Annotated in this window: 18 protein-coding genes; 12 read left to right on the top strand and 6 right to left on the bottom strand. The window is 60.0% G+C overall.

Going from position 1 to position 16,770, the window contains the following annotated elements:
* Position 1: 1 nt before the first annotated feature.
* The 3 genes from DES53_RS22055 to DES53_RS22045 form a co-directional block, all read right to left on the bottom strand.
* A complete protein-coding gene (locus DES53_RS22055; RefSeq protein ID WP_147263546.1) occupies positions 2 to 679 on the bottom strand; it encodes an RNA polymerase sigma factor in 678 nt (225 codons plus the stop codon).
* A 113-nt stretch (positions 680 to 792) separates the two neighbouring features.
* Complete coding sequence (locus tag DES53_RS22050) at positions 793 to 1,287, bottom strand: hypothetical protein (protein ID WP_113960493.1); 495 nt, start codon at positions 1,285 to 1,287, stop codon at positions 793 to 795.
* A 99-nt stretch (positions 1,288 to 1,386) separates the two neighbouring features.
* Complete coding sequence (locus DES53_RS22045) at positions 1,387 to 1,716, bottom strand: hypothetical protein (RefSeq protein WP_113960492.1); 330 nt, start codon at positions 1,714 to 1,716, stop codon at positions 1,387 to 1,389.
* A gap of 296 nt (positions 1,717 to 2,012) precedes the next feature.
* Here DES53_RS22045 and DES53_RS22040 point away from each other — a divergent pair, with 296 nt between their 5' ends.
* The 8 genes from DES53_RS22040 to DES53_RS22005 all read left to right on the top strand — a co-directional run bounded on the left by DES53_RS22040 (position 2,013) and on the right by DES53_RS22005 (position 7,500).
* Positions 2,013 to 2,531, top strand: coding sequence for a hypothetical protein (locus DES53_RS22040; RefSeq protein ID WP_147263545.1), 519 nt, complete (start codon positions 2,013 to 2,015; stop codon positions 2,529 to 2,531).
* 90 nt (positions 2,532 to 2,621) lie between these two features.
* Positions 2,622 to 3,362: a DUF4013 domain-containing protein gene (locus DES53_RS22035; RefSeq protein ID WP_113960490.1), complete on the top strand. Its 741-nt coding sequence runs from the start codon at positions 2,622 to 2,624 to the stop codon at positions 3,360 to 3,362.
* A 168-nt stretch (positions 3,363 to 3,530) separates the two neighbouring features.
* Positions 3,531 to 4,868 carry a Gfo/Idh/MocA family protein gene (locus tag DES53_RS22030; RefSeq protein WP_113960489.1) on the top strand — a complete coding sequence of 446 codons (1,338 nt, stop codon included), beginning with the start codon at positions 3,531 to 3,533 and terminating at the stop codon, positions 4,866 to 4,868.
* A 127-nt stretch (positions 4,869 to 4,995) separates the two neighbouring features.
* Positions 4,996 to 5,256, top strand: a complete 261-nt coding sequence (locus DES53_RS22025; protein ID WP_113960488.1) for a DUF2191 domain-containing protein — start codon at positions 4,996 to 4,998, stop codon at positions 5,254 to 5,256.
* Positions 5,237 to 5,662: a type II toxin-antitoxin system VapC family toxin gene (locus DES53_RS22020; protein ID WP_113960487.1), complete on the top strand. Its 426-nt coding sequence runs from the start codon at positions 5,237 to 5,239 to the stop codon at positions 5,660 to 5,662. Before DES53_RS22025 ends, DES53_RS22020 begins: the two co-directional genes overlap by 20 nt.
* A gap of 72 nt (positions 5,663 to 5,734) precedes the next feature.
* Positions 5,735 to 6,241 carry a hypothetical protein gene (locus DES53_RS22015; protein ID WP_147263544.1) on the top strand — a complete coding sequence of 169 codons (507 nt, stop codon included), beginning with the start codon at positions 5,735 to 5,737 and terminating at the stop codon, positions 6,239 to 6,241.
* 113 nt (positions 6,242 to 6,354) lie between these two features.
* Positions 6,355 to 6,969, top strand: coding sequence for a hypothetical protein (locus DES53_RS22010; RefSeq protein WP_113960485.1), 615 nt, complete (start codon positions 6,355 to 6,357; stop codon positions 6,967 to 6,969).
* 15 nt (positions 6,970 to 6,984) lie between these two features.
* Positions 6,985 to 7,500 (top strand): hypothetical protein, encoded by a 516-nt coding sequence (locus tag DES53_RS22005; protein WP_113960484.1) that lies wholly within the window; start codon positions 6,985 to 6,987, stop codon positions 7,498 to 7,500.
* A 17-nt stretch (positions 7,501 to 7,517) separates the two neighbouring features.
* Here DES53_RS22005 and DES53_RS22000 read toward each other — a convergent pair whose 3' ends face one another.
* Both DES53_RS22000 and DES53_RS21995 read right to left on the bottom strand, forming a co-directional pair.
* Positions 7,518 to 8,270 carry an exodeoxyribonuclease III gene (locus tag DES53_RS22000; protein ID WP_113960483.1) on the bottom strand — a complete coding sequence of 251 codons (753 nt, stop codon included), beginning with the start codon at positions 8,268 to 8,270 and terminating at the stop codon, positions 7,518 to 7,520.
* Positions 8,271 to 8,518: 248 nt separating this feature from the next.
* Positions 8,519 to 9,457, bottom strand: a complete 939-nt coding sequence (locus DES53_RS21995) for a hypothetical protein (RefSeq protein ID WP_113960482.1) — start codon at positions 9,455 to 9,457, stop codon at positions 8,519 to 8,521.
* 186 nt (positions 9,458 to 9,643) lie between these two features.
* On the opposite strand from DES53_RS21995, the gene DES53_RS21990 reads away from it, so the two are divergent.
* The 3 genes from DES53_RS21990 to DES53_RS21980 all read left to right on the top strand — a co-directional run bounded on the left by DES53_RS21990 (position 9,644) and on the right by DES53_RS21980 (position 14,808).
* On the top strand, positions 9,644 to 11,035 hold the full coding sequence (locus tag DES53_RS21990; RefSeq protein WP_245958233.1) for a sulfatase-like hydrolase/transferase: 1,392 nt from the start codon (positions 9,644 to 9,646) through the stop codon (positions 11,033 to 11,035).
* Between the two features lie 80 nt (positions 11,036 to 11,115).
* On the top strand, positions 11,116 to 13,467 hold the full coding sequence (locus DES53_RS21985; RefSeq protein WP_113960480.1) for a DUF1549 domain-containing protein: 2,352 nt from the start codon (positions 11,116 to 11,118) through the stop codon (positions 13,465 to 13,467).
* Positions 13,468 to 13,488: 21 nt separating this feature from the next.
* Positions 13,489 to 14,808, top strand: a complete 1,320-nt coding sequence (locus DES53_RS21980) for a DUF1501 domain-containing protein (protein ID WP_113960479.1) — start codon at positions 13,489 to 13,491, stop codon at positions 14,806 to 14,808.
* Between the two features lie 90 nt (positions 14,809 to 14,898).
* Here the strand turns inward: DES53_RS21980 and DES53_RS21975 are convergent, their stop codons facing one another.
* Positions 14,899 to 15,369, bottom strand: a complete 471-nt coding sequence (locus tag DES53_RS21975; protein ID WP_113960478.1) for a hypothetical protein — start codon at positions 15,367 to 15,369, stop codon at positions 14,899 to 14,901.
* A 175-nt stretch (positions 15,370 to 15,544) separates the two neighbouring features.
* Here DES53_RS21975 and DES53_RS21970 point away from each other — a divergent pair, with 175 nt between their 5' ends.
* Positions 15,545 to 16,549, top strand: a complete 1,005-nt coding sequence (locus tag DES53_RS21970; RefSeq protein ID WP_113960477.1) for a ThuA domain-containing protein — start codon at positions 15,545 to 15,547, stop codon at positions 16,547 to 16,549.
* The last annotated feature ends 221 nt before the right edge of the window (positions 16,550 to 16,770 follow it).

Genomic DNA, 16,770 nt, shown 5'->3' with positions numbered 1-16,770 from the left:
CTTACGACCGTAGCGCCGCCCTCAGAGCATGAAGCTCAGTGTCGATGCGTGCGTCATCCGGGTCCTGTAGCGTGGCGGCAATGCGCTCGCGCAGGCAGTCGCGGAATTTCCTCCGCAGCCGGCTCACCGCCTGGCGCAGGGATTCCGCGTTCATGCCGAGCGTCACGGTGGCCTTGGCATAGTCCGCCTCGGCATCGGAGTCAGGATTGAGATGCGGTTCCAGTTCGGCGAAGAGTTTTCCGCGCCCCGCCTCTTCCTCCTGCACGCCGAGATGCCGCAAGGCTCCTCGCAGCACCGACTGCGCCCACGCATGATCATAGTGGCTCTCGGGGGTGTGCTTTCCCGCGAGATCGGCGAGGTACAGGTGCTCGCCCTCTTCCACGTTGAGAGAAAAGACCTGCACTCCACCACCACGCTTCTGTGCCTGCTCACGATCGCGCACGTCATTCATGTAACGTTGATACACCTTCAGAAGAAAGGTTCGCAGCGTGCCCATGTCGCGGTTGGCCGTCTCCAATACCCGGCGCTCCAGCAGGTAGGCGAAGAAGCCCTGTGTCAGGTCTTCCGCATCATGCATGCTGTATCCCAGACGGCGGGAGAAGGCGTACAGCGGCTTCCAGTATTCCCGGCAGAGATCCGTCAGCGCCTGATGCCGGTGCTGCCCATTCTCTGATCGCACGGCATGGACGATGGCCGTCCATTGGGTAGTTGGAAAATGCGAGGGCCCTGCATCCACGTCGTCATGGGACACTCACCACGCGGGCAAGTCAACCGACGCGGCATCTCCGTTACTCACTGTTTTTCCGCCTGCATCTGTTTGCTCATTTTCAGGCAATACAACAGCGGCACCGCGCCGAAAACGCCGAAGGAGCAGTCAATCAACTGCCAGTAGAAGGGAATGCCACGCATCGCTCCAGCGATGAACGCGAGCGGGAGAATGCCGGCGCAGCAGATGAGGCCGCACTTCAGCACCCAGTCACTTTCCAGCGGCTTCCACAGGGGGCGGATGAAGAACATCGCGATGCTGAGGTGCCCAAAGGCGAGCCAGTCCGTGCCGTACGCGATGAAGGGAAACTTCGCATAGGTCTGCTCCAGACCATGCGCCACCTGTGCGATCCAATGCCGCAAGCCAGAGAGCTCTGCATACCGGGCTGGCTCATCGATGCCGAGCATCTGGCAAAGCAGGCGCAGCTCATGCAGCAGTGGAAATGCCGTGACTCCAGCCAGAATCAGACCGGCAATGAACAGCAGGAGAGACGCGCGATAGCGGAAGAGCGCTGAGGCCATGGATACACCACCATGGCACAATCAGCTGCTCCATGCGATGTCGGTGCGCATGATTCACGCACCATACATATACCGCGCACGCTTGCCGTGAGGCGGGATTTATGCGCGCATCTGCGCGGGCTGGTCGAACTTCGCAAAGGCAGGCCTTGCGACAGCAGGCGCCGGCTGGCTCACGGACTTTTGCGGGACGAGGGCCACTGCCCAGTTCCACGCCCTGATGGCGGTCTTTCCCGGAAGGGCGAGCATGTTCCGATAGAACTCGTGGCGGCGGGCTGCGCGTTCCAGGCGGCGACGGCGACGTTCCAGAAGGGCGCCAATCACCGTGCTCTCACTGAGCGTGGGATAGTCAGCAGTATGAGGATGAAGGAGACGGTATTCGCGGAGACTCAAGGTGCGGTCGTATTCGTTGGGGCTGTTTGGGCTTTTCATGGAGATACATGGATGGGAATCGTGAGTTGGTGATTGGTTGCGTTGGTCGATTCTCGTTGGACTGATTGCGATGTGCGTTTCTTCATGTCAGTCACGCAAGGTTGCGTGACATCAAATCTGAAGCGGCTGTGCGAGGAGATACGTCTGGGATGCGCCTTCGGGCCCTGTCCTGGCGCAGAATCATGCGCCGGCGTCAAATCATGCAACGATCCCACACTTCCACTCGTAAATGGCGCGGACGTGCGGCACAGTGTTTGCGCAGTTGATTGCCACCGAACCTGAAGCATCTCTTCCTCATGAAGCTCGACCTCACGCTCCTTTCGCTCGCAGCCACCCTTGGGTTCCATCTCGCCGTACCGACCGTGTCTCACGCGCAGGACAAGGATGAGAAGCCCCTCAAGATCGACAAGTCCACCTCCGACAAGGCGAAGCAGATGCTCGAAAAGCTCGTGGGTGAGGCCAAGGAGGCCGTGAAAGAGAGCGGCGAGAAGGGCAAGGACCTCTGGGAGCGCACCAAGGAAAACTTCACCATGAGCCGTGAGGCTTATGTGAAGAAGGTGAACTCCGCCCTGGCCACCATGGATGCCGAAATCCAAGTGCTGGCAGAGGGCGGCTCCGCCGTGACCACGCGTGACTATTTCAAGACGCGCATCGAGGCACTCAAGCAGCACCTGGACTACTGCAAGCGCGACCTCGCCCGTCTGCAGGAGGCGCCTTCAGACGAGGCCTTCCGCGTGAAACAAAGAGGTTTCGACCGCGGTCTTGACTTCCTCGGCCAGAACATTGAACTCGCTCAAGAAGAAGCGGGGTTGTAGCACGCACGCATTTTTCGATTCCAGTTTTTTCGTCACAACACGCACGCGGGGGAACAAGAACTCGACACACCATACTCAAGGACATCGAAAATGAACTACATCGCCTCTATCACTGACTTCTTCAAAAGCCCCAAGTGGGGCATGAACCTGCTGCTTGGCATCGTGGCCTTCATCATCCCGGCCGTGGGACCCATCGTTCTCGCCGGCTGGCTGATCACGGGATTGTACGGAAGGAAAAATGATGAGAATCCTGCCACTTTTCCCGACTTCGATTTTCAGTACTTCATGAAGTACTTGGAGCGCGGTGTCTGGCCGTTCTTGGTCAGCCTCGTGAGCAGTTTCGCCCTGATCCCGGTCATGATGGTGGTGATGTTCGTTCCCATGCTGCTCATCGGCGCGATGGGTTCCAATTCCAGCGGTGATGGCGCGAGCATCATCGGCTTGCTGATGATGGTCGTCATGTTCGGCCTTTATGCTCTGGCCATGGCTGCGTTCTTCTTCGTGACCACACCCATGATCATCCGCTCGACGATCACGCAGGACTTTGCCAAAGCGTTTGATTTCGGATTCGTGAAGCGCTTCCTCATCCTCACGAAAGGCGAATTGATGATGGCCGCCCTGTTCATGCTGGGCGTGGGCATCGTGTATATGATCTTGGGTGTCATCACCTGCTACCTTGGCTTCCTCGCCGGTGGCCCGGTGATGTTCTACGCATGGCACCATCTCCAGAAGCAGCTCTACAAAACCTACCTGAGCCGTGGTGGCGACCCAGTCCCGTACAGCCCCAAGCTGACCGATGACATCGCCACGCCTCCCAGCCTGGTTAAGTAATTCAATTTCAATTCCTTGAAGCGCAAGACAGGCCGGAGACGGCCTGTCTTGTCTGTTTTTGGGGCTGGACGCACCGGGGTGGAGCCTGAACGTTGTCTGCTCCTCCTGCAAGAAGCTCTCAGGAGGAGGCGTTCCGTCCTCCCGAAAATCGCCAGAACTCCTACTTTCATGCCCCACAAACACGCCAGTCGTCGTCGTTTCCTCACCGCTGCCGCCGCTTCGGCTGCCGCCCCCTTCATCCTGCCAGGCCGCATCTGGTCGGCAGAAACGCAGCCCAGCGCCAGGCTCCGCATGGGCTTCATCGGCATGGGCACCCAGTCCCGCGGCCTCCTGAACAAGTTCCTCGGTGACGAGAGCGTCATCGTCCTGGCTGTGTGCGACGTGGATACCGACCGCCGCAACGCCGCCAAGGAGACGGTGGACAAGAAGTACGAGAACAAGGATTGCAAGGCGGTGAATGACTTCCGTGAGATCACGGAGAGCAAGGACTTCGACGCCGTCTGCATCGCCACGCCTGACCACTGGCACGCGGTGATCTCCATCTCCGCCCTCGCCAACGGCAAGGATGTGTACTGCGAGAAACCCCTTACGCACAATGTCCATGAAGCCGTGGCTGTGACGGCAGTCGCACGCCAGCACAACCGTGTGCTCCAGACCGGCTCCATGCAGCGCAGCTCAAGTGAATTCCGCATCGCATGCGAATTGGTACGCAATGGTGTCATCGGTGAAGTGAAGCGCGTGGAAACCAGCTTTGGTGACCCCGCCAAGCCCAATGCGAACCCGGAAGAGCCTCTGCAGCCCGGCCTCGACTGGGATCGCTGGTGCGGTCCCGGCCCGCTGGTGCCGTACAGCTCCGTGCTCAGCCCGCGTGGCGTGCACAAGGGATTCCCGCAATGGCGCATGACCCGCGAATTCGGTGGCGGCATGATCACGGACTGGGGTGCACACCACATCGATATCGCCCACTGGGGTCTCAATGTGGACGGCAGCGGCCCGGTCGAAGTGAAGGCTCCCGCTGAGTGGGACAGCCCGAAGGCTCGCGGCGCCCAGCTCATCTACGCGAATGGCGTGGTGCTCACCCACGTGAACGGCAAGGGCTGCAGCTTCTTCGGCACCGAAGGTGAAGTGCACGTGAACCGCGGCAAGTTCGAGCTCGTGCTCGACGGCAAGCGCCGGTTCGGCTTCTGGGACAAGGAAGTGGACAAGGGCACCAGCCTCCAGCGCGAGTACACCCTGGCCGAGCGTGAGTTCCTCGCGAACGCCAAGGTGAAGCTCTACAACAGCAAGGACCAGATCCAGGACTTCCTCACCTGCGTGAAGAGCCGCCAGCAACCCGTGTGCGACGTGGCCATCGGCGCCAGCAGCGCCATCGCCTGCCACCTGATGAACTTCGCCTACTGGTACGGTGGCAGCTTCAAGTGGGACCCTGCGAAGAGCAACTTCGTCAGCGGTGGCGATCCCAAGTGGCTCACCCGCGAGTACCGCGGCGAGTACAAGGTGGCGTAAAGCTGCCTGACATCAGAAGCACCTTCAAACGACAAACCGCCGGAGGAGACTCCGGCGGTTTTTTTGTCACGCTCTTGCATCGCAAGCGATAGATTGACAGAAATCTGTCACGCGCATACCTTTGCTGATGCAAACCACACTTCGCTTCGACGATGCACTGATGCGTCGCGCCAAAGCGGCCGCAGCGGCGGAGGGAAACAGTCTCACGGCGTACATTGCAGATGCTGTGCGCGCAAAACTTGCTGGTGGGTCCACGCCCGTGAGGCGGAAGAAGGTCAGTTTCCCAGTTGGCGATACGGGAGGTCTCCTTCCCGGCGTGCCTCCCATTCATGACAGTCGTGCGCTGAACGATTACCTCGACGAAGTGGATGGACCTGCCCGACGTTAATCCGCTGATCTACGCTGCCGACAAATCGTCGCCTTTGCATGCGCCAGCGCGGTCATGGTTACATTCGCTTCTCAACGGTCAGCAACCGTTCGGTGTCAGCGAACTGGTTCTTCAGGCAACCGTCCGCATATTGACCAACCCACGAATTTACGTCACACCGTTTAGCCTGGATAAAGCTCTGGCTTTTGTGGAGAGCGTGCGCGGTGCTCCAACCGCCAGAGTGCTTGTCCCTGGTCGCTCACACTGGGGGATTTTCGTGAATCAAATGCGGGCCATTTCTGCGAGAGGCAATGATGTTACCGATGCCTATCACGCAGCAGTGGCGATTGAGCATGGGTGTGAGTTTCTGACATTCGATACTGGGTTCGCGCGGTTTCCCGCCCTGAAGTGGCGCAGGCCTTTTTGATTTTCTTGCCGAGTGAGTCCACCGCATGAAAGGACCCGTGACAAGCGCCGCCATTTCTGGTTTGCTCCGCTCATGCCAAGCAGCAGGGCCCTGTTCATCCCCGTGACCGCCACGGTGGCCGGGCTGACGGCGGGGTTCACCATGGCATTTCTGGTGCCTCTTCCGGAGGAGCGCATCTTTAACGAGTTGTCGAAGGTGCAAGTAGGACCGGTGAAGTGGGAGAATGTCTCCGCCAAGGCCGCAGTGGCCGAGCTGAATGCCCAGGTGGAGAAGGCCAATAGAAGCGCCTACCGCGTGAAGCTCGCCGAGCGGCAGGAGCCCTACCATGACATCACACTCTCCCTGGAGTTTCAGAATTCCATCCCTGCCACGGAATGCGCCAGATACATCGCTGAGCTTAGCGGCAGCGGTGTTTTTGCCACCCCAGACGGGCTGGTGATTGATGACTACGATCACGGTCACCGCTATGGCGAATCTTCCTGGCGGAGAAGCATTCGCTCCTGGGTGACAAATGGCTTGCCAAACTATTTCCGAAAGAAGCCCGAGCCCTCCGTTTCGGATCCCTTCGCGGCGCCGTGAATTCCTGTGTGGGGTGGTTCTGTAATCGCTAAGCATTTGAGGAAACGAGTGACAGGAGGTTGAGGCTCTGATTCCCTTTCCGGATGGCTCTATCACGAAGACCCTCCGGTCCCATGCTGATGACTGCGGTGCTTGTGATCGCCGTGGCATCGCTTGCGCTGCTGGTGTTGCTTCCCCTTCCTGAGGAAAAGGTCTTCGAGGTGCTTTCGACCGTGAAGGTCGGCCACATCCACTTGGAGAACGCTCCGGTTGAAGTCGCGGTGGCTGAAGTAAACGCCCAACTGGAGAAGGAAGGGGAAACGCGTTTGCGCTTCTTCGTTTCGGACGCCCATGCTCAACTGTCCTCAGGCACGATCTCCCTGCAGTTGGATGATGTGCCCGTGGACGAGTTGGCCCGGTACGTGTCTGAATTGTCGGGGGGCAGCATGTACGGAACGCGGGATGGAATTGTCATCGACATGTTGCGTTGTGAGGCTCCCTCAAGCAGGCGCCCAGGCCAGTCGTGGCGAAGACCCCTCCGCGATTGGGTGAGATACAGCCTGCCTTCAAAGTGGGACCGCTTTTGGAGGTCACGCGGAGGCGATCCCTTTGCGCCAGCTCCATCAGTCCCAAGCGCCACTCCGTTTTCCGCTCCGTCGGCGGCGCCTGCGCCCCCTGCCTCGGCGGGTCCGTTCGGCAGCCCACCTGGCGCGGTGGTCGATCCGTTCAAAACTCCGCCACCTCCTTGATTGGAGGAACTTCACATGGGTGGTTCAGCGATGGTGAAGAAGAAGGGGTTCCCTTTCCCGGCAACTTCGGCAGTGGCGACTCTGTTTCTTTTGCTCGCATGGGCCGTCTTCCTGCCCCTCCCGGAAGATCGCGTCTTCGACGAGCTCTTGCGTGTGGAGATCAAATCCATTCGCTGGAATGGCGTCACACCTCGCGAAGCCGTGGCTGAATTGAATGCGGAGATTCAGAAAGTGAGCGACACCCGCTTCCGCTTCTTTGTTGCGGAGGATGCACGCAGTGACATTCCGGTCCATCTGGAGCTCAACCGCGTGCTCGCGGTGGAGTGCGCCGAATACCTTGGCCAGGAAAGTGGCAACAGGCACTACCTCACGTCACGCGGATATGTGATTGATAACTTCGGCAAGGAGAGGACTTACGACCAGTCGTCGTGGCGCAGATTCCTCCACGGTTGGATCAGGCACTCAATTCCGCAGTATTGGCGAAAGCTCTGTGGTCAGCCGGAACCTGACCCAATCTGGGGGCCGCGATAGATGGCGTCGCACCAGCCTCACCCAATCTCCAGCTCCACCGGACAATGGTCCGAGCCGTAGATGTCTGGACGGATGCGTGCTGCCTTCAGCTTGGAACGCAAGGCCTGGGACATGAGCCAGTAGTCGATTCTCCAGCCCACGTTGTTGGCGCGGGCATTGGCGCGGTAGCTCCACCAGGAATAGTGGTGCGCACCTTTCTCCAGCTCACGGAAGGTGTCGATGAAGCCGGCGTTGAGCAGCTCGCTGAAGCTCGCGCGTTCTTCATCGCTGAAGCCGGGGTTCTTCCGGTTCTCCTTCGGGCGTGCGATATCGATCTCTTCATGCGCCACGTTGAAGTCACCGCAGGAGAATACGGGCTTGGTCTGCTCCAGACGCTTCAGGTAGGTGCGGAAGTCCGCGTCCCATTTCAGGCGGTAGGGCAGGCGCTTGAGCTGCTCCTGCGCATTCGGCGTGTAGACGTTCACGAGGTAGAAGTCGGGGAACTCTGCCGTGATCACGCGGCCCTCGTTGTCATGCTCGGGCATGCCCACGCCGAGCACGTGCGTCTTCGGAGAAATGCGTGTCAGCACCGCCGTGCCGGAGTAGCCTTTCTTCACGGCGGGATTCCAGAGCACCTCGTAGTCCTTGAGGAAGGTGAGATCGGCTTGATCCTGCAGGGCCTTCACCTCCTGAAGGCAGATCACATCGGCGTCGCAAGAGGTCAGGTAGTCACGGAGACCCTTGTCCATCGCCGCGCGCACACCGTTCACGTTAAAGGAGGTGAATTTCATCTGGGAAACAGATGCGCGGAAAGGTGGGCGCGGTCAATAGCGGCATTCGGTCATGGCAAGGCCCGGGTGGCTTCCTGGCAAAGTAGCCGAGTTTCTCCGAAACTCGTTGCGCGTGGACCTGTCTATGACGTGCCATCCATCACGGCGTGGTGCCAGACGTCAGAAATGGATGCATCTACAGCACATGCTAGGCGCTTCGAGTTTCGGAGAAACTCGGCTACGATCCCGGTGGCACCCTATGAAATGAGTCAGCCCTTCTGCGTGGTACTGACGGCCTTTTGCTTCACCCCGCTCATGGGATAGTTCACCACCGCCTCCCAAGCCAGCTTCTGCAGCAGCCTGTTCAGCTCCTCGGCTTGAGGCTGGTTCTTGAGCTGCTCCGGCACGGCGAGTCCTTCCGGGCTGCACTGGTAGATGGCGGCGAAGTGCGTGTAGGTGACCAGCGTGGCGAGCACTTCAAGGGGATGGCCGAGGGGATCGCGGAAGAGCGCAGATTGCTTCGCGATGCCCGGTGCCGTGCCTTTGATGACCTGCTCGCGAAGGGCGAAGACGGCATCGCTCACTGGAATGATGTGCACCGCATCGTGACCGGCGGCGGTATTCAGTGAGCGCACCTGGTCCTCCAGCTTCGAGCGCCACAGCGTTTGATGATCGATGCGCATCTGGTTCAGCCCGTCCAACGTCAGCGCATCGCGTTCTTCGTTCTTGAATCCCTTTTCCGGATGTCCATCACGCGCGGGCCAGGAGGCCTGCACCAGCACCCGCAGTTTCGGATTCTTCTCCAAGCCGAGCTTGGTGAAGTTCGTGATGCCGGGGTCAGGCATCAGCATGTGGGGTGAGAGCGTGATGACGTCCACATTCCCGGAGCGCAGGGCTTCCTTGGCGCGGTTTTTGTCATCGGGCAGTTCCCAGTGCTGGATGACCTTCGAGCCGCCAATCATCTGCTGGCCGGCATTCACATGCGCGATGCCCGCGGCCTGCGCCATGGGAGGCAACAGCTTCGCCGTGTAAATCATGAAGCTGTGTGCGCAGACAAAGACGCGCTGGCCGACTGCTGTCGCAGTCGCGGCGCTGCCGCTGGTGGTGGATGACTTGGCGATGCCTTCCGCATGACCCATCCCAGCGTGAAGCAGCAGGGCTCCGGCGGAAGCGAGGGCGGCAAATCGGGGGAGGAGGTAAGTGGGCATGGAGCGTCGAGGTTCGGTCTTGAACCCCTGGAGACGCCGCCGGGTTGCGGGCGGTTGCATCGGCGGGGTGGATTCTTCACTGCGGCATTGCTTGTTTTGCCATGGTTGCGGTAGCCTCGACGCATGCTCACCAGCCTCCGCCGCCTGACCTGCGCTGCTGTCGTCGCTTGCTCGTCCCTTGCCCTCATGTCCACGCTGCGTGCTGTGGATAATCTGCCCAACATCGTCCTCGTGATGGCCGATGACCAGGGGTGGGGAGACATGGCGTACAATGGGCACCCACACCTGAAGACGCCGAACTTCGATGCCATGGCGAAGGAGGGCGTACGCTTTGATAACTTCCATGCCGCTGCGCCCGTGTGCTCTCCCACGCGTGGCAGTGTGCTCACAGGTCGCACGCCGAATCGGTACGGTGTCTTCCAGTGGGGCTGGCCGCTGCGACCGCAGGAGCTCACACTCGCGGAAGCACTCAAGCAGGCGGACTACCGCACGGGACATTTCGGCAAGTGGCACCTCGGTTCTGTGCGCAAGGATCAGCCCACGAGCCCCGGTGCCCAGGGATTTGATGCGTGGGTGTCCTCGCCCAATTTCTTCGACCTCGATCCCATCCTGAGCGAGCGGGGCAAGGCCACGCAGTTCCAGGGAGACAGCTCGGACATCACTGCGGACCTCGCCATCCAGTTCATCAAGGAAAGCGTGGAGAAGGAGCAGCGCTTCGTGGCCGTGGTGTGGTTCGGCTCACCACACAATCCCCACAAGGCCCTCAAGGCAGACCGCGAGCTGTATGCGGATCTGCCCAAGAACGCGCAGGACTTCTACGGGGAAATCACCGCCATGGATCGTGCCTTCGGCCGCATCCGCGACACGTTGAAGGAGCTTGGTCTGCGGAAGAACACGCTGCTCTGGTACTACAGCGACAACGGTGCGCTGCCGAAGATTGGCTCCACCGGTGGACGGCGTGGCAACAAGGGCGCCGTGTACGAAGGCGGTCTCGCCGTGCCTGCTTTGCTGGAATGGCCCGCAAAGTTTCCCGAGCCCAAGGTGATCACCGAACCCTGCGTGACCAGCGATATTTTCCCCACGCTGCTGGATATCACCGACCTGGAGCCTGACAAATCGCGCCCGCTCGACGGAGTCAGCCTCATGCCACTGCTGGAGGGGACGGTAAAGAAGCGCAGCCAGCCCATCGGCTTCTGGGATTCTCCGATCAGAGGCATCGGCACACCGGCAAAGCAATGGATGGAGGAGCAGATGGCCGCCGAGAAAGAAGGTCGCGAGCCCACTCCCGAGCCACAGGCGTTCGCAGAGGCGGGACAAATCAAAGAGCACTTTGCACCGCAGAAGTATCCCGGGCATTCCGCATGGCTGGATGGAAACTGGAAGTTGCACCGCATGGAGGACCCCAAGACCGGCGCGGTCAGCTGGGAGCTGTATGACCTGGCAAATGACCCTGATGAAAGTCGCGTGCTGCTGGCCGAACAACCCGAGCGAGTGCCGCAGATGCAGGAGGCGCTGGAGCGCTGGCTGGAGTCCGTGGCAAAAAGCCTGAACGGTGGCGACTACGTGGACAAACCCTGAGGGGGTAAAATGGGTTCGGCAAATAAGGAATATTATTTGTGATAAATCCAAATGGTCGGGATCGTTTAGGATCCTTAGCCATGAAAAGGCCCACATTGCTCACCCCCCTTGTGGTCTTGCTCGGTTCGTTGACCCTGCAGGCCGCCAAGCCCGATGCCAAACAGGCAGCCCGGGAGATCGATGCCATTTTGGAAAAGGACTGGAAGGCGAACAAGCTCCAGGGAAACGCCCCTGCCAGCGATGAAGTCTTCCTCCGCCGCATCTATCTGGATGTCGTCGGCCGCATTCCCACGCATCGCGAGGCGGAGGAGTTCCTGAGTTCCCAGGACGCGAACAAGCGCAGCAAGCTCATCGACCGCCTGCTGGCGAGCGAGGGTTATGTGCAGCACATGTACAACTACCTTGCCGACATCCTGCGTGCGCAGTCGAACGGCCAGGCGGGTGGCATTACCGGGGCCGCGTATACCAATTACATCAAGGACAGCCTGCGGACCAACAAGCCGTGGAACAAGCTTGTGCAGGAGATGGTCTCCGCAGAAGGTGATGCTTGGGACAGTGGTGCGATCGGCTACTACATGCGTGACCGTGGCATGCCGCTGGACAATCTTGCGAACACCGTGCGTGTGTTCCTGGGCACCCGCATCGAGTGCGCCCAGTGTCACAACCATCCTTTCGACAAGTGGTCGCAGATGCAGTTCTACCAGATGGCGGCCTTCACCTACGGGGTGGAGACGAATGACTACTACGGCCCCACGCAGCTCGCCGCGCGTGACATGATGAACAAGGAGATCCAGGCAGAGCGGGACAAGTTCAAGCCGGAGCCTCCGAAGAAGAACATGACACCGGAGGAGAAGAAGGCCTACCGTGACAAGATGGAGGAGATGGGCAAGCAGGCCCGTCTTGCCAGCGATGCCAAGCGCAAGGAAATGCGCCCGGTGGAGGAAGTGCTGGGGGATGTGCGCAACAGCCTGCGCTACACCTCGGTGGGCTTCAATCCGAAACGTGAACTGCGCCTGCCGCACGACTACCAGTATTCGGATGCGAAGCCGAAGTCCGTGGTCTCCGCGGCCACGATGATGGGCCATGAGCTGAAAGCCGCCCCTGGAGAGAAGTCGCTGGATGCCTTTGCCAAGTGGATGACTTCACCGGACAATCCCCGCTTCACCACCGTGATTGCGAACCGTCTTTGGAAGAAGGTGTTCGGTCTTGGCCTGATCGAACCGGTGGACGAGCTGATGGATGGCACCGCCCCCATGAATCCGGAGCTCATGAAGCATCTGGAAAAGCTCATGGTGAGCAATGAGTATGACCTCAAGTCGTACCTCCGTGTGCTCCTGAATACCAGCAGCTACCAGCGCGCCGTGACGAAGGAGGAAATACCCGCCGGTGTGACCTATCATTTCACCGGCCCCGTCCTGCGCCGCATGAGCGCCGAGCAGATGTGGGATTCCTTCGTGGCCCTCATCAATCCCACGCCAGACATGCCGAATCTTCCCATTCGCGAAGCGGCTGAGCGCCGTGTGCTCGCTGCGAAGAAACTGGGCGATGCGCTGAATGAGCTCACCCCCGAGGAGATGTTGAAGGGTGCCCAGATCGCTGCGCAGAAATACCGGGCGCAAAATGATCAGGTGAAGGATCTGCAGAAGAAGATCGCGGATGCCCGTGCGAATGACGACAAGGCCACCGCCAAGGAGCTGAGCCGCAAGGTCAGTGAACTCCAGCGTGAAGCTCGCCAGGAAGTGAACAACCAGGTGTACCTTCCCGCGGTGAAAAAGCTCGCTGCAAGTGTGGGCGGCGCCAAGACTTCCGACAAGCCAGGCGATCCCGTCGTGGCCTCCGCAGACAGCTCCATGATGATGAGCGGTGGCATGATGGCAGATGCCGGCATGAACGCGGATCGCATCAAGATCCCCGGCTATGACAAGCCCGAAAAGTCCGATGAGCAGGTGAAGGCAGAGCGCCAGAAGCAGCTCGATGACCTCATGCAGGAGGCTGCCTACTACGGCATCCCTGAGAAGGAGCGCAAGGGCTATGCGAGCTATCGCGCGGGCCAGATGCGCAACTGGCTGCGTGCCGCCGAGATCGAATCGCCCGCGCCGCGTGGCCACTACCTTCGTGAGTTCGGTCAGAGCGATCGTGAGACGATTGAAAACGCGAACTACGATGCCTCTGTGCCGCAGGCCCTGGCCATGATGAACAGCCAGCTCCTGCCCGGCATTATGGAGCGCTATTCACAGCTCATGCTCGTGGTAAACAAGGCCCCTTACCCGGATGACAAAGTGGAAGCCGTGTACATGACCCTGCTTACCCGCAAGCCCACCCCGCGTGAGCTTGAGCTTTGGAACAAGGCCCAGAGCTCCGATGCAGGCCTGGACATTTCCGACCTGATCTACGCTTTGATCAATACCCAGCAGTTCATCTTCATTCAATAAGCCCCTCACCCTCGCAAAGCCATGAGCACCGCCCTTCAGTCCAGCCTCCTCCGTGGCGACCAGCTGTCGCGCCGCCAGTTCGCCGCCCGCACCGCGAGCACGCTTCTCGGCGTGGGTCTGCTTCCCTCGGTCTTCACGAACAAGGCGGGCGCCGCACCGTTCGAAGGCTCTTTCAAGGGCAAGCAGGTGGCCACGGCCAAGAATGTGATCTACCTCTACATGTCCGGTGGCCAGACGCACATGGACACGTGGGACGTGAAGGAAGGCGTGGAAACTGCGGGCCCCACCAAGCCCATCAAGACCAGCGCCGATGGCGTGCGCATCTCCGAGTATCTTCCGCTCACCGCGCAGCAGATGCACCACGTCACGGTGGTGAATTCTCTCACCTCCACCCAGGGAGCGCATGAGCAGGGGAACTACATGATGCACACCAGCTACACGCTGCGTGGCACCATCCGCCACCCTGCCATGGGTTCCTGGCTCACCGCCTTCCAGCCCGCCACGGGGAACAGCACGCTGCCGAAGAGCGTCTTCATCGGCAATGACAGCCGCCACCCTGGCGCTGGCTTCCTGCCTGCGAGCTACAACCCGCTTTTCGTGAACAATCCGGAAAACGGCATCAAGAACGTGCGCGTGCAGAAGGGCCTCTCGGAGGATCGCTTCGTCGCCCGCATGTCTCTGGCGGATGAACTGGATAAGGACTTCCGCAATACCTATCAGCATCGCAATGTGAAGGCGTACACGGACATGTACGACCACGCCATGACCATGATGAAGAGCGAAGACCTCAAGGCCTTCGACCTCACGGAAGAAAACGAGGAGACCCGCAAGAGCTACGGCGCTGAGCCCTTCGGCCAGGGCTGCTTGCTGGCCCGCCGTCTCGTGGAGCGCGGCGTGCGCTTCGTGGAAGTCTCGCTCGGTGGCTGGGACACGCACAATGCGAACTTCGTCCGCGTGCCGGAACTTTGCGATGTGCTGGACAAGGCGCTCGCCAGCCTGCTCAGCGACCTCAACTCGCGCGGCCTTCTTGAAGAAACGCTCGTGGTGGTCACTTCCGAATTCGGTCGCACGCCCGACATCAACGTGAATGTCGGCCGCGACCACTATCCGAAAGCCTTCTCCGGCATCATGGCCGGCGGCGGCGTGAAGGGCGGCTTTGTCTACGGCAAGACGGACAGGGAAGGCCGCGAAGTCATCGAGAACAAGGTGGAGATCCCGCAGTTCAACGCGACCATCGCCTACGCTTTGGGTCTGCCGCTTGACCACGTGGTGTACTCGCCCAGCAAGCGTCCGTTCACCATTGCGGACAAGGGTCATCCTATCACCGACATATTTGCTTGATGCCGATGCCCGTCTCAGGCGGCGGACCATCGACAGAAAGCAGGGCGGCATCGGGGGATGCCGCCCTTTTTTTGTTTTTTGTGTAGCTGGTCAGGGAGACGTGAAGCGATTCTCTCCCGACTGCTCCCATAACTGCGCCACCATGGAGAGCTGTTCCAGAGCTGGTTTGGCGAGAAACTCATCATAGGAAGCCTCTTCCACCAGGCGGTCTGCAACAGGGTCGCCGTCGTCCACGGAGAGATTCCGTGACCGGCAAGAAGGGCAGACCCTGCGAGGCAGAAGCTGCTGGTCTGTGATCTTTTCGGCGCATCCTGCGACCACCCAATGAAAGCGGTCAATCTCATGGCTCGACGGTGATTGTGGGTATCCTACGGCCTTTCGCAGGAGGGAGCGAATGTGCTCAAACATGGGGCTGGCGATGGCGTCAAAGTACGCAAACGCGTCGCCGCGCTCTCCGTACCAGATGAATTGACCGTAGAGGAACTCGCCGAGGTCAGGTATTGCAAAGTCGGCGCCGCAATCGAGACATCTGGTCCGGAAGAATCGCAGGGTGTGGGACATGGGGGTGGTGGCCTGGTTTCCTACAGCCTGTGACTGCCATGGATTCCAAGGACGCGCGAGACGCTTTTGACCCCCGCCATGTCTAATTTTGGAAGCAACTCGCCCGTCTTCCCGTATGTCTCCACCCGTTCCAGTCCTCTGGAGTGGGTCAGTACATCTCATCATCCCCCTCAAAATGCTACGTCGTACCTCCATCCTCCTCCTTCTCGCCGGGGCCATCGTGCTGCCCGTGCAGTCCCAGGGCGCTGAGCCCAAGAAGGTCATCGTCGTCACCACCACGGCGGGTTTCCGTCACAGCTCCATTCCCTTTGCGGAGAAGACCATCGCCGAGTTGGGCGACAAGTCCGGCGCCTACAAGGTGGTGGACTACTGCCAGCAGCCGGATGTGACCGTGCCCAAGAAGCCGAACAAACCCAAGGACCTGGCCGCCGATGCGGATGACAAGGCCAAGGAGCGTTATAAGAAGGACATCGCCAACTACGATGCGCAGATGGCCAAGTGGACTCCTGAAGTGGAAGCCCAAGCCAAGGCGGCGCAGGCAGAACTCGACAAGAAGATGGCCGAGTCCCTCGCCAAGCTCAGCCCGGACAACTTGAAGGCCAAGGGCATCGACGCCGTGATCTTCGCGAACACCACCGGCATGCTGCCCCTGCCGGACAAGGAGGGCTTCATCAAGTGGATTGAAGAAGGCCACGCCTTCATCGGTATGCATTCCTCCAGCGATACCTTCCACCAGTTCGAAGGTTACCTCGACATGCTGCAGGGTGAGTTCGCTGGTCACGGCGCGCAGGTCCCTGCCGACCTCGTGGCCGCGGACGCGAAGCACCCCGCCAATGCGGAAATCGGTGACTCCTGGAGCCTGAAGCAGGAAGAGATGTACCTCATCAAGCACCACGACCGCAGCAAGGTGCGCTCCCTCTGGCACCTGCGCCAGCACCCGAACAAGCCCGAGGAGAAGGGCTACTTCCCCGTGTCCTGGGTGCGCACGCCTGGCAAGGGCAAGGTGTTCTACACCAGCCTCGGCCACCGCGAAGACCTCTGGAGCGCTGACCCTGAGCTGAAGGGCCGCGTGAACCCGGTCGAAACGGCGAAGCAGTACCAGGCGCACATCCTCGGCGGCATCAAATGGGCCCTCGGCCTTGCTGACGGCAGCGCAGAGCCGAATCCGACGGTGGAGTAAACCCATCGTAGTTCGCGAGTCTCTTCGCGAGCATTCTGAAGTTCCAAGGACGGCAGCGTGGGCTGCCGTCCTTTTTGTTTGTGCGAGGTGAGCGGAGCTGGTGAGTACCAAAGTAGTTTCGGCTTCAGCCCAATGCCATGAAGGAAAATGCGGGGTATTTTACCATGGTATGAGCTTAAACTCGAAGTGACCATTGCGGGAGGAGCGCTCATGGATACGTG

Source organism: Roseimicrobium gellanilyticum (genome assembly GCF_003315205.1).
Lineage (GTDB): Bacteria > Verrucomicrobiota > Verrucomicrobiia > Verrucomicrobiales > Verrucomicrobiaceae > Roseimicrobium > Roseimicrobium gellanilyticum.
Note: the sequence above shows the minus strand (reverse complement) of the source record. Positions and strands in the feature narration are given on the sequence as shown.

Coding starts and splice junctions, on each gene's coding strand:
- DES53_RS22050 (WP_113960493.1), bottom strand. CDS start 1,287: ATGGCCTCAGCGCTCTTCCGCTATCGCGCGTCTCTCCTGCTGTTCATT.
- DES53_RS22045 (WP_113960492.1), bottom strand. CDS start 1,716: ATGAAAAGCCCAAACAGCCCCAACGAATACGACCGCACCTTGAGTCTC.
- DES53_RS22040 (WP_147263545.1), top strand. CDS start 2,013: ATGAAGCTCGACCTCACGCTCCTTTCGCTCGCAGCCACCCTTGGGTTC.
- DES53_RS22035 (WP_113960490.1), top strand. CDS start 2,622: ATGAACTACATCGCCTCTATCACTGACTTCTTCAAAAGCCCCAAGTGG.
- DES53_RS22030 (WP_113960489.1), top strand. CDS start 3,531: ATGCCCCACAAACACGCCAGTCGTCGTCGTTTCCTCACCGCTGCCGCC.
- DES53_RS22025 (WP_113960488.1), top strand. CDS start 4,996: ATGCAAACCACACTTCGCTTCGACGATGCACTGATGCGTCGCGCCAAA.
- DES53_RS22020 (WP_113960487.1), top strand. CDS start 5,237: ATGGACCTGCCCGACGTTAATCCGCTGATCTACGCTGCCGACAAATCG.
- DES53_RS22015 (WP_147263544.1), top strand. CDS start 5,735: ATGCCAAGCAGCAGGGCCCTGTTCATCCCCGTGACCGCCACGGTGGCC.
- DES53_RS22010 (WP_113960485.1), top strand. CDS start 6,355: ATGCTGATGACTGCGGTGCTTGTGATCGCCGTGGCATCGCTTGCGCTG.
- DES53_RS22005 (WP_113960484.1), top strand. CDS start 6,985: ATGGGTGGTTCAGCGATGGTGAAGAAGAAGGGGTTCCCTTTCCCGGCA.
- DES53_RS22000 (WP_113960483.1), bottom strand. CDS start 8,270: ATGAAATTCACCTCCTTTAACGTGAACGGTGTGCGCGCGGCGATGGAC.
- DES53_RS21995 (WP_113960482.1), bottom strand. CDS start 9,457: ATGCCCACTTACCTCCTCCCCCGATTTGCCGCCCTCGCTTCCGCCGGA.
- DES53_RS21990 (WP_245958233.1), top strand. CDS start 9,644: ATGTCCACGCTGCGTGCTGTGGATAATCTGCCCAACATCGTCCTCGTG.
- DES53_RS21985 (WP_113960480.1), top strand. CDS start 11,116: ATGAAAAGGCCCACATTGCTCACCCCCCTTGTGGTCTTGCTCGGTTCG.
- DES53_RS21980 (WP_113960479.1), top strand. CDS start 13,489: ATGAGCACCGCCCTTCAGTCCAGCCTCCTCCGTGGCGACCAGCTGTCG.
- DES53_RS21975 (WP_113960478.1), bottom strand. CDS start 15,369: ATGTCCCACACCCTGCGATTCTTCCGGACCAGATGTCTCGATTGCGGC.
- DES53_RS21970 (WP_113960477.1), top strand. CDS start 15,545: ATGCTACGTCGTACCTCCATCCTCCTCCTTCTCGCCGGGGCCATCGTG.